This is a genomic window from Bradyrhizobium sp. JR4.3 (assembly GCF_040547695.1).
Lineage (GTDB): Bacteria > Pseudomonadota > Alphaproteobacteria > Rhizobiales > Xanthobacteraceae > Bradyrhizobium > Bradyrhizobium canariense.
Genome location: NZ_JBEPQF010000003.1, coordinates 47,274 through 62,323, shown reverse-complemented (window position 1 = coordinate 62,323; position 15,050 = coordinate 47,274). Strand labels below are relative to the sequence as shown.

Genomic DNA, 15,050 nt, shown 5'->3' with positions numbered 1-15,050 from the left:
GCGTAGGGTGGGTTAGCGACAGCGTAACCCACCACTGTCTCTACCGCGTAAACAGAAGGGGTGGGTTACGCCTTACGGCTAACCCACCCTACGGCGCCCGAAACAACAAACACGCATCGCCATACGAATAGAACCGATAGCCGGTCGCGATCGCATGCGCATAGGCCTGTTGCATCGTCTCCAGCCCGGAGAACGCCGACACCAGCATGAACAGTGTCGATTTCGGCAAATGGAAATTGGTCAGCAGAACATCGACGGCGCGGAAGCGATAGCCGGGGGTAATGAAGATCGACGTCTCGGCGGCGAATGGCTCGATGGTGCCGTCCTCGCTGGCTGCGCTTTCGAGCAAGCGCAACGACGTGGTGCCAACCGCGATGATGCGGCCGCCGGTCTTGCGCGCTGTGTTGAGCCGCTCCGCCGTTTCGGCCGAGAGCGTGCCCCATTCGGCATGCATCTTGTGGCCTTCGGTGTCGTCCACTTTCACCGGCAGGAAGGTCCCTGCCCCGACATGCAGCGTGACGCGGTTGATGCCGACGCCGCGCGCGTGCAGCGCCTGCTCCAGCGCCGGCGTGAAATGCAGGCCGGCTGTCGGCGCGGCCACGGCGCCCTCATTCGCCGCGAACATGGTCTGGTAGTCGGCGAGATCCTGATCGTCAGGCGTACGTTTCGAGGCGATGTAGGGCGGCAGCGGCGGGCTGCCGAGATCGGCGATGGCCTGATCCAGCGTCGGGCCGTGGAACGAAAATGACAGCGTCACCTCGCCTTCCGCGCCCTTTGCCTCGACCTCGGCGTCGAGATGGCCGAGCAGGCAGACCTTGCCCTCATTGCCGAAGCGGACGCGGTCTCCGGCTGCGAGTTTCTTGGCCGGCTTCACCAGCGCCTGCCAGCGCGAGCCGTCGAGGCGCTTGATCAGCGTCGCCTCGATCTTCGGCTCGGTCTCGCGGCCCATGCGACGGCCCTTCAATTGCGCCGCGATCACCTTGGTGTCGTTGACGACGAGCTGGTCGCCCGGCTTCAGCCATTGCGGCAGATCGGCGATGACCTGGTCGCGGAGCGTGCCGGGATCGACGACCAGCATCTTCGCGGAGTCGCGCGGGCTTGCCGGGCGCAATGCGATGCGCTCGGCGGGCAGGTCGAAATCGAAGAGATCGGTGCGCATCTCGGGCTCGGAGCCGTACAGTCACTCCTCATCCTGAGGAGCGCGGAACGCGCGTCTCGAAGGATGAAGGCCCCGCTGCTGCAGCTCGGCCTTCATGGTTCGAGACGGCGCTACGCGCCTCCTCACCATGAGGAGAAACGCCTACTCCGCGTCAGCCGCCATCCGCGCCTTGACGATCTTGTCGGGGTTCTGCACGGGTTCGCCGCGCTTGATCTTGTCGACGTTCTCCATGCCCTCGGTGACCTTGCCCCACACCGTGTACTGGTTGTCGAGGAAGCGGGCGTCGTCGAACACGATAAAGAACTGGCTATCGCCGGAATCCGGGCTGGCGGCACGCGCCATCGAGGTGGTGCCGCGCACATGCGGCTCCTTGTTGAACTCGGCCTTCAGCTTCTTGCCGGAGCCGCCGGTGCCGGTGCCCTGCGGGCAGCCGGTCTGCGCCATGAAGCCGTCGATTACGCGATGGAACACGATGCCGTCGTAGAAGCCTTCGCGCACGAGTTCCTTGATGCGCGCGACGTGGCCGGGCGCCAGATCAGGCCGCATCTCGATGGTGACGGGGCCCTGCGTGGTTTCGAGGATCAGTGTGTTTTCGGTGGCGCTCATGCTCGTCTCTCTTGGGTTGGGGGTGAAGTCTTGCCAGGTGAAGTCTTGCGGTTGCGAAACTGGATCGCGAATGGACGCCCTGCAGCGGCGCCGGCCATCGCATCGGTAAATGGCATCGGCGTGCAGCGTTGCAATGCCTCCATCACCGCGACCCGGTATTGCAGCCGGTCCTCGTCGGAGGCCTCGGCGGATTCATAGGTAATCCTCGGATGGCCCAGAATGTTTCCAGCCCGGTTAAAGCTCACGACGACGGTGATGTCGATCGGGCGGGCCTTGGCGGCGGGCGGCGGCTTCCAGCAGGTGCGCAGATGCCGGAAGATGTCCTGGATGGTGTTGACCTGTGCGTCCTCGGCGATTGCGCCGGGGACGCCGAGCAGCAGCACCGCGGCAACCAGCAGGAGCTTGCCACAGGCGCGCGCCATCGCCTCTCCTACTTGATGTCGGAAGCGACCTGCACCTTCACCATCTTGTCGGGATCGGTGACGGTGCCGCCGCTTGATCCGGGAGGCGCCTTCTTCAGCTTGTCGACGACGTCCATGCCCTGCACGACCTCGCCGATCACGGTGTACTGGTTGTCGAGGCTGCCGCCGTCGGCGAACATGATGAAGAACTGCGAATTGGCGGTGTCGACGCTGTCGCCGCGCCGGGCCATGCCGACGATGCCGCGCGCGAAATGCACCTTGGAGAATTCCTGCTTGAGGTTGGGATATTTCGAGCCGCCGGTGCCGTTGAAGTTCTGACCGTCGCCGGTCTGCGCCATGAAGCCGTCCATGACGCGGTGGAACGGCACGTTGTTGTAATAACCCTCGCGCGCGAGCTGCTTGATGCGCTCGGCATGCTGGGGCGCGAGGTCCGGCCTCAGCTTGATGACGATGCGGCCCTTGGTGGAGTCGATGACGATGGCGTTGGCCTTGTCGAGGCCGGCCGGCAAGGCTTGCGCGAAGGCCGGCACCGCGAACAGAACCGCGGCCAGAACTGCGAGAATTCGGATCATGATAACTCCCGATCAGAGATGAGAAAGGAAACGCGCCGTTATCAGGCGAATTTTGCCTTGAGCTGTGCCGCAACCAGCGGCGGGACGAAGGCCGAGACATCCCCGCCCATGGCGGCGATCTGGCGCACCAAAGTGGCGGTGATCGGGCGGACCATGGGAGAGGCCGGCAGGAAGACCGTATGCACCTCGGGCGCCATCGCCTCGTTCATGCCGGCGAGCTGCATCTCGTAGTCGAGATCGGTGCCGTCGCGCAGGCCCCGAATCATGATCGTCGCACCGTACTTGCGCGCCGATGTCACCGACAGGTCGTCAAACGTCACTGCTTCGAGCACGCAGCCGGCCTGGGCCGCCACCGGCCCGCAGACGTCATGGAGCATCTTCAGCCGCTCCTCGGTCGAGAACAGCGGCTTCTTGCCGGGGTGCACCCCGATCGCGACAACGAGCCTGTCGCACAGCGACACGCTGTGCCGGACCACGTCCAGATGGCCGTTGGTGATGGGGTCGAAGGAACCTGGATAGAAGGCAATGCGCGGCATGGCCACGTCCTACCGCGCCCGGCCCGGCCCGGCAAGCCGGTCAGGTTCCCTGGCGGTTTTTCCGCAAAACCGTGTCGGAATGCGCCCAATTGTTTCGTCCTGAGGGCGGCCACGAAACAAAACGGAGCGCGAACGAAACCATTTCCCGCGTTCGCGAAGACGTCCGGAAACTGGCCATGGTTACTAATCCGGCCAACGAACGACGGGCCGCACAAATGGGCGTAGCGGCCGCATCACAGGGGACTGTCATGATCAAGGCTCTTTCGGCGATCGCCATCTCTGCGTGTGTTGCTGCCGCTCTCACCCTCCTGCCCGGCTTCGCCCCGACTGTCGAGGCGAGCGTGCCGCAACCGCTCGCCAAGAGCGACCGGCTCGATATCCGCACCATCGGCAAGGACTGCTCGCAGCAGGCCTGGCCGAATTTCGAGGCGTCCTGCCTTCGCCAGGCCGGCACCAAAGCCGACATCCGCGAGGCTCGCCTCGTGACCGCAAACCGCACTCCGTAGCGGCGTCTGTCAGTTTCGCGTCAGGTAGCGACAAATCCCATAGATAAACCCCATGGATATTTGCGACGTCCCGTCGCAGACTGCCCGATGCTCGCGCCCGCCGGAATGACCCGTCGGGCGCGATCCCATCGAGGGGTCGCCATTGTCCAGTACGCCTGCAGTCGCCTCCGGCCATCAACCTGATCCACTGCCGCTTGCAATGACCATGGGCGCCCTCGGGGTGGTCTATGGCGATATCGGCACCAGTCCCCTCTACGCGCTCAAGGAAGCCGCCAAGGCCGCCGCCCACGGCGGCACATTGACGAACGATGCCGTTCTGGGCGTTGCCTCGTTGATCCTCTGGGCGCTGTTGCTGATCATCTCGCTGAAATATGCGCTGTTGATTTTGCGCGCTGACAACCGCGGCGAAGGCGGCATCGTCGCCCTGCTGGCCTTGCTGCATGCCCGCAACGCCCAACCCGGTACTTGGCGCGCGCATCTGCTGGTCGTCGGCCTCGTCGGCGCCGCCCTGCTCTACGGCGACGGGGCGATCACGCCGGCGATCTCGGTGCTATCAGCCATCGAAGGTCTGAAGGTCGACGCACCCTCGCTCGCGCCGGCGGTGGTGCCCGTGACCGTCGTCATCCTGATCGGACTGTTCATGATGCAGAAGCAGGGCACCGGCTTCATCGGCCGCATCTTCGGACCGGTGATGCTGGCCTGGTTCTTCGTGCTGGCAGCGCTCGGCATCCACGGCATCGTCAAGGCGCCGGCGGTGCTGGCGGCGCTGAGCCCGCTCTATGCGTTCGACTTCCTGATCCACCAGGATTTTCATGTCTCCTTCGCGATCCTGGGGGCCGCCTTCCTCGCGGTGACCGGCGGCGAAGCCATGTATGCTGACATGGGGCATTTCGGCCGCCTGCCGATCCGGCTGGCCTGGTTCGCGATCTGCCTGCCCGCGCTGGTGCTGAACTATTTCGGCCAGGCCGCGCTGCTGATCACCGACCCCTCCATGATCGAGAATCCGTTCTTCCAACTCTGCCCCGACGCCCTGCACTATCCGCTGGTCGCGTTCTCGGCGGTCGCGACCGTGATCGCCTCGCAGGCCATCATCTCGGGCGTGTTCTCGCTGACGCAGCAGTCGATTCAGCTCGGTTTCCTGCCGCGCATGCAGATCCGTCACACCACGAGCGCAGCGATCGGCCAGATCTACGTGCCGTTGGTGAACTGGCTGCTCGCCGCCGCAACGCTCGGCGCCGTGCTGAGCTTCGGCAGCTCGGAGGCGCTGGCCGGCGCCTACGGCATCGCGGTGTCGCTGTTGATGGCGATCACCACGCTGCTCGCTGCCCTGGTCGCGATCCAGTGGGGCTATTCGCCGTGGCTGGTGGTGGCCGTGAACGGCTTCTTCTTCGTGATCGACGTGATCTTCTTCTCGGCCAATTCGATCAAGCTGTTCGAGGGCGGCTGGTTTCCGCTGATGCTCGCGGGCTTCGTCGCTTTCCTGATGCTGACCTGGCGCAGCGGCGTGAAGCTCGTCGAAGCGGCACGCGCGAAGCTGCGCCAGCCCGAGGAGGATCTGATCGAAACCGCGGTCAACAAGTGCAGCGCCAGGCTGCCCGGCACCGCCGTGTTCCTGGCGTCGGCGCCGCGCGGCGTGCCGCTGGCGCTGACCCAGTTCGTCAAGCACAACCACGTGCTGCACGAGCGCATCGTCCTGGTCACCGTGCTGATCGAGGAGCTTCCTCACATCGACGACGAAGACCGAATCGAGGTGATCGAGATCATTCCCGGCATTACCCGCGTCGTTCTGCATTACGGGTTCATGCAGAACCCGACGATCTACGAAGGGCTGACCTTCGCCTGCCGCCACGGCAAGCTGCCCGGCATCGACCTCTCCGACATCACCTATTACGTCGGCCGCGAGACCATCATCCCGCGCGAGGACGTGCCGGGCATGTGGGTCTGGCGCGAAACCGTGTTCGCCTTCCTGCAGCGCAACGCCGAACGCTCCGCCGCGTTCTTCGGCGTGCCGACCAAGCAGGTGGTGGAGTTCGGCACGGAGCTGGAGATTTAGCGCAATTCGTAGCCCGGATGGAGCGACTTGTCCGCCGTAGCTCGGAGAGCGAAGGCGGAAGTGCAATCCGGGACAGCCGTTCGAATGAAGAACCCGGATTTCGCTTGCGCTCCATCCGGGCTACGAGGGGTGACGCATCACTCCCCGTTCGACTCCCCATTCGCCCCGTTTCCGCTCTCGGCCTCTTCCGTGATGTGCTCGACCGAGACGACGTGTTCGTCCTCGGCGGTGTCGAACACGATCACGCCCTGGGTTGAGCGGCCGGCCACGCGGATGCCTTCGACCGGGCAGCGGATCAGCTGGCCCTTGTCGGTGACCAGCATGATTTGATCGGCGTCTTCCACGGGGAACGACGCCACCAGGTTGCCGTTGCGGTTGTTGACGCTCATGGCCACGATGCCTTTGCCGCCGCGGCCCGTGGTGCGGTACTCGTAGGACGAGGTCCGCTTGCCGTAGCCGTTGACGGAGACGGTCAGCACGACCTGCTCGGCCGCCGACATTTCGACATAGCGCTCCTGAGCCAGCTGGAAGCTGCCGGAGGTCTCCTCGGCCTCGGCGTCCGCCGCCGGCTCCTCGGCCGCAGCTTCGCCGGCAACCGCACGACGCATCTTCAGATACGCCGAGCGCTCGTCGGACGTCGTCTCGACGTGGCGCAGGATCGCCAGCGAAATCACCTTGTCGCCCTCGGCAAGCGCAATGCCGCGCACGCCCATCGAGGTGCGCCCGGTGAACACGCGCACGTCGGTGACGGGGAAGCGGATGCACTGGCCGCCGGCGCCGGTCAAAAGCACGTCGTCGTGCTCGGTGCAGATCTGCACGTCGACGATAGCTTCGTTGTCGTCGAGCTTCATCGCGATGATGCCGGAGCGGCGGACGTCGACGAAGTCGGACAGCTTGTTGCGCCGGACGTTGCCGCCTGTCGTGGCGAACATCACGTCGAGATTGCCCCAGGTGGACTCGTCCTCCGGCAGCGGCATGATGGTGGTGATGCGCTCGCCCTGCTCCAGCGGCAGGATGTTGATCAGCGCCTTGCCGCGCGCGTTCGGCGCGGCCATCGGCAGGCGCCAGACCTTGATCTTGTAGACCTGGCCGCGCGAGGAGAAGAACAGCATCGGAGTATGCGTGGACGCCACGAACAGCCGGCTGACAAAATCCTCGTCGCGGGTCTGCATGCCGGCGCGGCCCTTGCCGCCGCGGCGCTGGGCCCGGTAGGCCGACAGCGGCACGCGCTTGACGTAGCCGGCGTGCGAGACGGTGACGACCATGTCCTCGCGCTGGATCAGGTCCTCGTCCTCGACCTCGCCTTCCTGCTCGATGATGACGGTGCGGCGCGGGGTCGCGAACTCGGCCTTCACCTCGGCGAGCTCGGACTTGATGATTTCAAGCACGCGGTCGCGCGAGCGCAGGATGTCGAGATAGTCGGCGATTTCGCCGGCGAGCTTGTCGAGTTCCTCGCGGATTTCGTCACGGCCGAGTGCGGTGAGGCGTTGCAGGCGCAAATCGAGAATGGCCCTCGCCTGCTCCATCGACAGCCGGATCGTACCGTTCTCGCTGATGCGGTGGCGCGGATCGTCGATCAGCGTCAGCATGTCCTCGACGTCCCGGGCAGGCCAGTCGCGCGACATCAGGGTGTCGCGGGCGGTGGTCGGGTCGGGCGAGGTCCGGATGACGCGGATCATCTCGTCGATATTGGCGACCGCGATCGCCAGACCGACCAGGATATGGGCGCGATCACGGGCCTTGGCGAGCAGGAACTTGGTGCGCCGCGTGACGACGCGCTCGCGGAAGTCGACGAAGATCGCCAGCAGGTCCTTCAGATGCATGATCCGCGGACGGCCGCTGTCGAGCGCCACCATGTTGACGCCGAAGCTCGTCTGCAGCGGCGTGAACCTGTAGAGCTGATTCAGCACCACATCCGGCACGGCATCGCGCTTCAATTCGATGACGACGCGGTAGCCGTCGCGATCGGATTCATCGCGCAGGTCGCCGATGCCTTCGATTTTCTTTTCCTTGACCAGCTCGGCGATGCGCTCGACCATCGTCGCCTTGTTCACCTGGTAGGGAATCTCGGTGATGATGATCGCCTCGCGCTCCTTGCGGATGGTCTCGATCGCGACCTTGCCGCGCATCATGACTGAGCCGCGGCCGAGGTGATAGGCGGCGCGGATGCCCTGCCGTCCGAGGATGACGCCGCCGGTCGGGAAATCCGGTCCCGGCACGATGTTGATGAGCTCGTCGATGGTAAGCGCGGGGTTGTCGATCAGCGCAACGCAGGCGTCGATGACCTCACCGAGATTGTGCGGCGGGATGTTGGTCGCCATGCCGACCGCGATGCCGCCGGCGCCGTTGACGAGAAGGTTCGGGAACTTGGCCGGCAAGACCGACGGTTCGGTCTCGTTGTTGTCGTAGTTCGGCTGGAAGTCGACCGTGTCCTTGTCGATGTCGGCCAGCAGAGCCAGCGCCACCTTCGTCAATCGGGCTTCGGTATAACGATAGGCAGCCGGAGGATCGCCGTCGACCGAGCCGAAATTGCCCTGGCCGTCGATCAGCGGCACGCGCATGGAGAAGTCCTGCGCCATCCGGACCATGGCGTCGTAGATCGACTGGTCGCCATGCGGATGATATTTACCGATGACGTCACCGACCACGCGGGCGGACTTGACGTACTTCTTGTCCGGCGTGTGCCCCTGCTCGTTCATCGAGTACAGGATGCGGCGATGCACCGGCTTCAGACCGTCGCGGGCGTCAGGCAGTGCCCGCGCCACGATCACGCTCATGGCGTAGTCGAGATAGGACTTCTTCATCTCCTCAAAGATGGAGACGGGGCGAATATCCGAGGGTTGCGCCGGCTGGTCGCCGGGCTTGTCGTCGTCGTCAGCCAAGGGGAAATCCGATGAGGTTTTATCTGGGAATCATATAGCGCATCCAGCCTCTGATAACCACCCTCGCGGCGATCTGGGAAGCGCTTTTTCTACCTATTTTTCCAACAACTTAAGCCCTTGCGAGCGCTGTCTCGGACAGCCCCCGCACCGACCTCGCAAAATCGCCGCTCGCCCGTGGAAAACCGCGCGGCGAGCTTGCCCCGTCAGCGCGTTTGCCAAGCCGCAATCCGAGCTCACCCCAAACATGAAGCGGGCCCGGAAATCCCGAGCCCGTCCTGCCGATTAGTGGGATTTTTTGACACGAGATGAGAAGCGCCGCCCACGCGGCCGGCGCCTCCGCATCGATATGCCTCGTTCTCAGAACGGAATCGCTCAGAACGGGATGTCGTCGTCCATGTCGCTGTTGCGGCCACCGCCGCCGGCGGCAACGGGTCGCCGCGGCGCGTTGCTGACGGGACCGGAGGAGCCGAAATCGCCGCCCGGCTCGTCGCCGAAGCTGCCGCCTCCCCCGCCGCCGCTACGACCGTCCAGCATCGTCAGGGTGGAGTTGAAGCCCTGCAGCACGACTTCGGTCGAGTACTTTTCGACGCCGCTCTGGTCGGTCCATTTGCGGGTCTGGAGCGCACCCTCGACGTAAATCTTGGCGCCCTTCTTCAGATACTGTTCGGCGACCTTGCAGAGCCCTTCATTGAAGATCACGACGCGGTGCCACTCGGTCTTTTCCTTGCGCTCGCCGGTCGCCTTGTCGCGCCAGGTCTCCGAGGTGGCGACGCTCAGATTGGCGATCGGCCGCCCGTCCTGGGTGCGGCGGATTTCAGGATCCTTGCCGAGATTTCCAACCAGAATGACCTTGTTGACGCTTCCCGCCATCTCCGCTCTCCGCTCCGAATGCCACTGAATTCAAGAAGGCCGGTCCGCTCCCCGCGCTCCACCGTGCCTGTTGAGGCGACCCTATACGCTCGCCGAACGCTTGCGGACGACGATCAGTCCGTCGCCCCTCCGGTTATCCCCACATATAGCATCGACCTCCGGCTTGTTCCAGATTTGTTCTTGGCGAACTTCAGCATCGAATATGTGGCGTCGATCGGCCAATGTACTGCGGGAAGGCACGCGTCGATTGGAACCTTTGTAGGTTCCCAAAAGCGAAGGAAAGAGCTTAACATTCAGCAAGTTATGGGTCCTCGCACGGCCCCGTTCTTGTTGCATTTCGGAGACGGACTTTGCCGCTCCGTAGAGCTACGGTTTCCTCGGACTTAAATCATATGGGCCCTCGTGCCTGATCAACCGCTTCGGGGAAGAAAGAAGCGGACGAACCTGGGGAGACTGGCAATGAATAAGCTTCTTATTGGTGCAATCAGTGCAGTGGCGATGGGCCTGTCGGCTCCCGCGAGCGCGGCGGATCTTGCCGCGCGTCCCTACACCAAGGCTCCGGCGCCGGCGATTGCCACCATCTACGATTGGAGCGGCTTCTACATCGGCATCAACGGCGGCGGTGGCTCGAGCCACACGTGCTGGGACTTCGTCACGCCCGCGACCGGCGTTTTGGTCGGGGAAGGCTGCCATAACGCGGTCGGCGGCACGGTCGGTGGCCAGATCGGCTATCGCTGGCAGTCCACCAATTGGGTGTTCGGCCTCGAAGGCCAAGGCAACTGGGCCGACTTCCGGGGCGACAACGTGAGCACACTTTTCCCCGGCACCGCCCTGGTCACGGGTGATCGCAACCGTTCCCGCATCGACTCTTTCGGGCTCATCACCGGTCAGATCGGTTACGCCTGGAACAACGTGCTGCTTTACGTGAAGGGCGGCGCCGCCGTCGTCGGCGACAAGTACGACATCTACGCTGCGGCGGGCACGCCCGGCGCGGGCGCGCTGCTGGCCTCGGCGCGGGAGACTCGCTGGGGTGGCACGGTTGGTGCCGGTCTGGAGTTCGGCTTCGCTCCAAACTGGTCGCTGGGCTTTGAATACGACCACATCTTCCTTGGCGATCGCACGATCGGCTTCACAACGCCCGCGGGTGCGGTTTTCGGCAGCGACCGGATTCGCCAGGACGTCGATATGGGCCTCGTCCGCTTGAACTATCGCTGGGGCGGTCCGGTCATCGCAAAGTACTGATCGCGCTGGAATAGAGCACTTCGAAGGCCGGCCTCGTGCCGGCCTTTTGCTGTGCGGTTCTGCGATATCAATAGGTCAATAGCCGTTCCGTTTTCCGATCGCTGTTGCTTTTCAGTGACACAACTTGCGGCTTCACCGGTGTATGGACGATATCAGTTGGACCACGGCGTCCGATGCTCTTCCGGAACAGGGAGGGACAACAGAAACTGGGACTGGGATTACTGAAGATGAAAAAGATTTGGTTGGCTTCGGCCTGTTTGTTCGCACTCGCTGCCCCGGCTTCGGCCGCTGATCTGGCGGCGCGCCCCTACACCAAGGCTCCGGTGGCCATGGCTTCGGTCTACAACTGGACCGGCTTCTACCTCGGTATCGTCGGTGGCGGCGCCTGGGAAAATTCCTCGACCGACCCGAAGATGAAGGGCGGCTTCGTCGGCGGTACTGCCGGCTACAACTGGCAGACCGGCAATGTCGTGTTCGGCATCGAGGCCGATGGTTCCTGGGCTGACGTCAGCGCGTCGGTCACCGGCCCCGTTGCCGTCCCCGGCTTCGGCCTCGTCAGCACCACCCTCAGCTCGAAGACCGATGCGATGGGCACCGTGCGCGGCCGCATCGGCTACGCCGTCAACAACGTCCTGTTCTACGGCACCGGTGGTTACGCCTGGATCGACAACAAGCTCAGCATCAGCGCGCTCGGCGTGACCGCTTCCGACAGCAAGTGGCACTCCGGCTGGACCGTCGGTGCGGGCGTCGAAGCGTTCTTCGCTCCGCAGTGGTCGGTCAAGGGCGAGTACCTCTTTCGCAGCCTCGGCGGCGAGACCTACTTCTCGGGCGCCCTGCCCACCGGCACGCTCGAGTTTCACACCGTGCAGGTCGGCGTGAACTATCACTTCGGGGGCCCGATCGTCGCGAAGTACTGATCTTCGCTATCGACGCCATCGTGTTACGAAAGGCCGGCCTCGCGCCGGCCTTTTTGTTTGAACGGGACCGGTCACGCGCAGTTCCGCAAGCCGTGCTCCTGCCAGATGCCGCCAGCGCGCCAACAATCCGTTGACGATTCGCAAACGCCACTGGAAATCCGTCCCTGTTCTTCCTACGTTCGCTTACTTACCCATCGGCGCCGATCCCGGTTCCGGGCGATGCGCGCCTGTCAAGTTGGCGCGATCGCGCGCTTTTGGATTCCCTGAGGACCACCAGGATGGATGAAGTGATCAAGGCGAAGCGCCAACAACAGAACGCGGGAGCACACCTGCGCGCGATTACGATCCGTGGCGCGCGCGAGCACAACCTCAAGAACGTCGACGTCGAAATTCCGCGCGACAAGCTCGTCGTGTTCACGGGGCTGTCAGGCTCCGGCAAATCCTCCCTCGCGTTCGACACCATCTATGCCGAGGGCCAGCGCCGCTACGTCGAATCGCTATCGGCCTATGCCCGCCAGTTCCTGGAGATGATGCAGAAGCCCGACGTCGACCAGATCGACGGCCTGTCGCCGGCGATCTCGATCGAGCAGAAGACGACATCGAAAAACCCGCGCTCCACCGTCGGCACGGTGACCGAAATCTACGACTACATGCGCCTGCTGTGGGCGCGCGTCGGCGTGCCCTATTCGCCCGCCACCGGCCTGCCGATCGAGAGCCAGACCGTCTCGCAGATGGTCGACCGCGTGCTGGCGCTGCCGGAGGGCTCCCGGCTCTATCTGCTCGCGCCGGTCGTGCGCGGCCGCAAGGGCGAGTACCGCAAAGAGCTCGCCGAATGGCTCAAGAAGGGCTTTCAGCGCGTCAAGATCGACGGCGCCTTCCATGAGCTCGCGGAAGCGCCTGTTCTCGACAAGAAATTCCCGCACGACATCGACGTCGTCGTCGACCGCATCGTGGTGCGCCCCGACATCGGCCAGCGCCTCGCCGAAAGCTTCGAGACCGCGCTGAAGCTCGCCGAGGGTCTTGCCGTGATCGAATTCGCGGACGCGCCGGCTGCAGCAGCCCCCGCGGAAGAGAAAAAGAAGACGGCCAAGATCCACGACAAGAGCGGACCCGAGCGCATGCTGTTCTCGGAAAAGTTCGCCTGCCCTGTCTCCGGCTTCACCATCCCCGAGATCGAGCCCCGGCTGTTCTCGTTCAACAATCCCTATGGCGCCTGCCCCGCCTGCGGCGGCCTCGGCGTCGAGCAGCATGTCGACGAGGACCTCGTCATCCCCGACAAGGAGCTAGCCATCGGCAAGGGCGCCATCGCGCCCTGGGCCAAGTCCTCGTCGCCCTATTACATTCAGACGCTGACTGCGCTCGGCAAGCACTACAAGTTCACGCTGACCACCAAATGGAAGGATCTGCCCAAGAAGACGCAGAATGCGATCCTGCACGGCTCCGGCGAGGACGAGATCAAGTTCTCCTACGAGGACGGCGTCCGCTCCTATGACACCAAGAAGCCGTTCGAGGGCGTCATTACCAACATCAACCGCCGCTATCGCGAGACCGAGAGCGAGTGGGCGCGCGAGGAGCTGGCGAAGTACTTCCACGACGTGCCCTGCGAGGCGTGCCACGGCTTTCGGCTCAAGCCCGAGGCGCTCTGCGTCAAGATCGGCGGCAAGCATATCGGCGACATCTCCGAGATGTCAGTGAAGGGCGCCGGCGCGTGGTTCGAGACCGTGCCGGAGGCGCTGAACACCCAGCAGAACGAGATCGCCGGCCGCATCCTCAAGGAGATCCGCGAGCGCCTCACCTTCCTGCTCGACGTCGGCCTCAACTATCTCACGCTGTCCCGCTCCTCCGGCACGCTGTCCGGCGGCGAGAGCCAGCGCATCCGCCTGGCCTCGCAGATCGGCTCGGGCCTGACAGGTGTGCTCTATGTGCTCGACGAGCCCTCGATCGGCTTGCACCAGCGCGACAACGCGCGCCTGCTCGACACGCTCAAGAGACTTCGTGACCTCGGCAACACCGTGATCGTGGTCGAGCACGACGAGGACGCGATCCTGCTCGCCGACCACGTGCTCGACATCGGCCCGGGTGCCGGCATGCATGGCGGCAACATCATCGCCGAAGGCACGCCCGCCGAGATCATGCGCAACCCCAACTCGCTGACCGGCAAATATCTGACCGGCGAGCTTGAGGTCGAGGTGCCGGAGCGGCGCCCGCCGAACCATCGCCGCACCATCAAGGTGGTCAATGCGCGCGGCAATAACCTCAAGAACGTCACGGCCGAAATCCCGCTCGGCCTGTTCACCTGCGTTACCGGCGTCTCCGGCGGCGGCAAGTCGACGCTGCTGATCGACACGCTGTACAAGGCGATCGCCCGCAAGCTGAACAACGCCAGCGAGGGCGCCGCGCCGCACGACCGCATCGAGGGCCTCGAGCACATCGACAAGATCATCGACATCGACCAGTCGCCGATCGGCCGCACGCCACGCTCCAATCCCGCGACCTATACGGGTGCCTTCACGCCGATCCGCGAATGGTTCGCCGGCCTGCCCGAGTCGAAGGCGCGCGGCTACGAGCCCGGCCGCTTCTCCTTCAACGTCAAGGGCGGCCGCTGCGAGGCCTGCCAGGGCGACGGCGTCATCAAGATCGAGATGCACTTTCTGCCCGACGTCTACGTCACCTGCGACGTCTGCAAGGGCAAGCGCTACAACCGCGAGACGCTGGAGGTCCTGTTCAAGGGCAAGAGCATCGCCGACGTGCTCGACATGACGGTCGAGGAAGCGGCCGAGTTCTTCAAGGCGGTCCCGCGCGTGCGCGAGACCTTCCAGACGCTGCATCGCGTCGGCCTCGACTACATCCATGTCGGCCAGCAGGCCACGACGCTCTCCGGCGGCGAAGCCCAGCGCGTCAAGCTCGCAAAGGAGCTGTCAAAGCGCGCCACCGGCCGCACGCTCTACATCCTGGACGAGCCGACCACCGGCCTGCATTTCCACGACGTCAAGAAGCTCCTGGAGGTGCTGCACGAACTGGTCGCGCAGGGCAACACGGTCGTCGTCATCGAGCACAATCTCGAGGTCATCAAGACCGCCGACTGGGTCATCGACCTCGGCCCCGAAGGCGGCGACGGCGGCGGCGAGATCGTCGCCTGGGGCCCGCCCGAAGACATCGCGAAAGCACCGCGGAGCTACACGGGGAAGTTTCTGGCCCCGGTGCTGGCGAAGGCGCGGAAGCCGAAGCGGAGACGCACGGCGAGCGAGGCGGCGGAGTAGGTTACGCAGCGGGAGCGTGCCGACA

General features: G+C 64.4%; 12 protein-coding genes. 5 read left to right on the top strand and 7 right to left on the bottom strand.

All coding sequences use genetic code 11. The annotated features are described in order from the left end of the window. Positions 1-88: 88 nt before the first annotated feature. From queA to coaD, 5 genes are all read right to left on the bottom strand, one after another. A complete protein-coding gene (gene queA / locus ABIB91_RS06180) occupies positions 89-1,159 on the bottom strand; it encodes a tRNA preQ1(34) S-adenosylmethionine ribosyltransferase-isomerase QueA (RefSeq protein WP_354160888.1) in 1,071 nt (356 codons plus the stop codon). A 141-nt stretch (positions 1,160-1,300) separates the two neighbouring features. Then, positions 1,301-1,765, bottom strand: coding sequence for a peptidylprolyl isomerase (locus ABIB91_RS06175; protein WP_007590736.1), 465 nt, complete (start codon positions 1,763-1,765; stop codon positions 1,301-1,303). Then, positions 1,762-2,187 carry a UCP034077 family protein gene (locus ABIB91_RS06170; protein WP_354160891.1) on the bottom strand — a complete coding sequence of 142 codons (426 nt, stop codon included), beginning with the start codon at positions 2,185-2,187 and terminating at the stop codon, positions 1,762-1,764. The genes ABIB91_RS06175 and ABIB91_RS06170 overlap by 4 nt, the downstream gene beginning before the upstream one ends. Before the next feature lie 8 nt (positions 2,188-2,195). Then, positions 2,196-2,759, bottom strand: coding sequence for a peptidylprolyl isomerase (locus ABIB91_RS06165; RefSeq protein WP_007590733.1), 564 nt, complete (start codon positions 2,757-2,759; stop codon positions 2,196-2,198). Positions 2,760-2,800: 41 nt separating this feature from the next. Next, complete coding sequence (gene coaD / locus ABIB91_RS06160; protein ID WP_007590732.1) at positions 2,801-3,295, bottom strand: pantetheine-phosphate adenylyltransferase; 495 nt, start codon at positions 3,293-3,295, stop codon at positions 2,801-2,803. Between the two features lie 248 nt (positions 3,296-3,543). Here coaD and ABIB91_RS06155 point away from each other — a divergent pair, with 248 nt between their 5' ends. Beyond that, entirely contained in the window at positions 3,544-3,801 is a 258-nt protein-coding gene (locus tag ABIB91_RS06155; protein WP_354160893.1) for a hypothetical protein, read from the top strand. A gap of 199 nt (positions 3,802-4,000) precedes the next feature. Then, positions 4,001-5,854 (top strand): potassium transporter Kup, encoded by a 1,854-nt coding sequence (locus ABIB91_RS06150; RefSeq protein ID WP_051058391.1) that lies wholly within the window; start codon positions 4,001-4,003, stop codon positions 5,852-5,854. Positions 5,855-5,991: 137 nt separating this feature from the next. Here the strand turns inward: ABIB91_RS06150 and gyrA are convergent, their stop codons facing one another. Beyond that, on the bottom strand, positions 5,992-8,736 hold the full coding sequence (gene gyrA / locus ABIB91_RS06145) for a DNA gyrase subunit A (protein ID WP_354160895.1): 2,745 nt from the start codon (positions 8,734-8,736) through the stop codon (positions 5,992-5,994). Between the two features lie 372 nt (positions 8,737-9,108). Further along, positions 9,109-9,606, bottom strand: a complete 498-nt coding sequence (locus ABIB91_RS06140; protein ID WP_354160897.1) for a single-stranded DNA-binding protein — start codon at positions 9,604-9,606, stop codon at positions 9,109-9,111. Between the two features lie 459 nt (positions 9,607-10,065). On the opposite strand from ABIB91_RS06140, the gene ABIB91_RS06135 reads away from it, so the two are divergent. The 3 genes from ABIB91_RS06135 (at position 10,066) to uvrA (ending at position 15,025) form a co-directional block, all read left to right on the top strand. Then, complete coding sequence (locus ABIB91_RS06135; RefSeq protein ID WP_007590725.1) at positions 10,066-10,848, top strand: outer membrane protein; 783 nt, start codon at positions 10,066-10,068, stop codon at positions 10,846-10,848. Between the two features lie 227 nt (positions 10,849-11,075). Continuing rightward, on the top strand, positions 11,076-11,765 hold the full coding sequence (locus tag ABIB91_RS06130; RefSeq protein WP_035992628.1) for an outer membrane protein: 690 nt from the start codon (positions 11,076-11,078) through the stop codon (positions 11,763-11,765). A 278-nt stretch (positions 11,766-12,043) separates the two neighbouring features. Further along, positions 12,044-15,025 (top strand): excinuclease ABC subunit UvrA, encoded by a 2,982-nt coding sequence (uvrA, locus tag ABIB91_RS06125; protein ID WP_354160900.1) that lies wholly within the window; start codon positions 12,044-12,046, stop codon positions 15,023-15,025. The last annotated feature ends 25 nt before the right edge of the window (positions 15,026-15,050 follow it).

Coding starts and splice junctions, on each gene's coding strand:
- queA (WP_354160888.1), bottom strand. CDS start 1,159: ATGCGCACCGATCTCTTCGATTTCGACCTGCCCGCCGAGCGCATCGCA.
- ABIB91_RS06175 (WP_007590736.1), bottom strand. CDS start 1,765: ATGAGCGCCACCGAAAACACACTGATCCTCGAAACCACGCAGGGCCCC.
- ABIB91_RS06170 (WP_354160891.1), bottom strand. CDS start 2,187: ATGGCGCGCGCCTGTGGCAAGCTCCTGCTGGTTGCCGCGGTGCTGCTG.
- ABIB91_RS06165 (WP_007590733.1), bottom strand. CDS start 2,759: ATGATCCGAATTCTCGCAGTTCTGGCCGCGGTTCTGTTCGCGGTGCCG.
- coaD (WP_007590732.1), bottom strand. CDS start 3,295: ATGCCGCGCATTGCCTTCTATCCAGGTTCCTTCGACCCCATCACCAAC.
- ABIB91_RS06155 (WP_354160893.1), top strand. CDS start 3,544: ATGATCAAGGCTCTTTCGGCGATCGCCATCTCTGCGTGTGTTGCTGCC.
- ABIB91_RS06150 (WP_051058391.1), top strand. CDS start 4,001: ATGACCATGGGCGCCCTCGGGGTGGTCTATGGCGATATCGGCACCAGT.
- ABIB91_RS06140 (WP_354160897.1), bottom strand. CDS start 9,606: ATGGCGGGAAGCGTCAACAAGGTCATTCTGGTTGGAAATCTCGGCAAG.
- ABIB91_RS06135 (WP_007590725.1), top strand. CDS start 10,066: ATGAATAAGCTTCTTATTGGTGCAATCAGTGCAGTGGCGATGGGCCTG.
- ABIB91_RS06130 (WP_035992628.1), top strand. CDS start 11,076: ATGAAAAAGATTTGGTTGGCTTCGGCCTGTTTGTTCGCACTCGCTGCC.
- uvrA (WP_354160900.1), top strand. CDS start 12,044: ATGGATGAAGTGATCAAGGCGAAGCGCCAACAACAGAACGCGGGAGCA.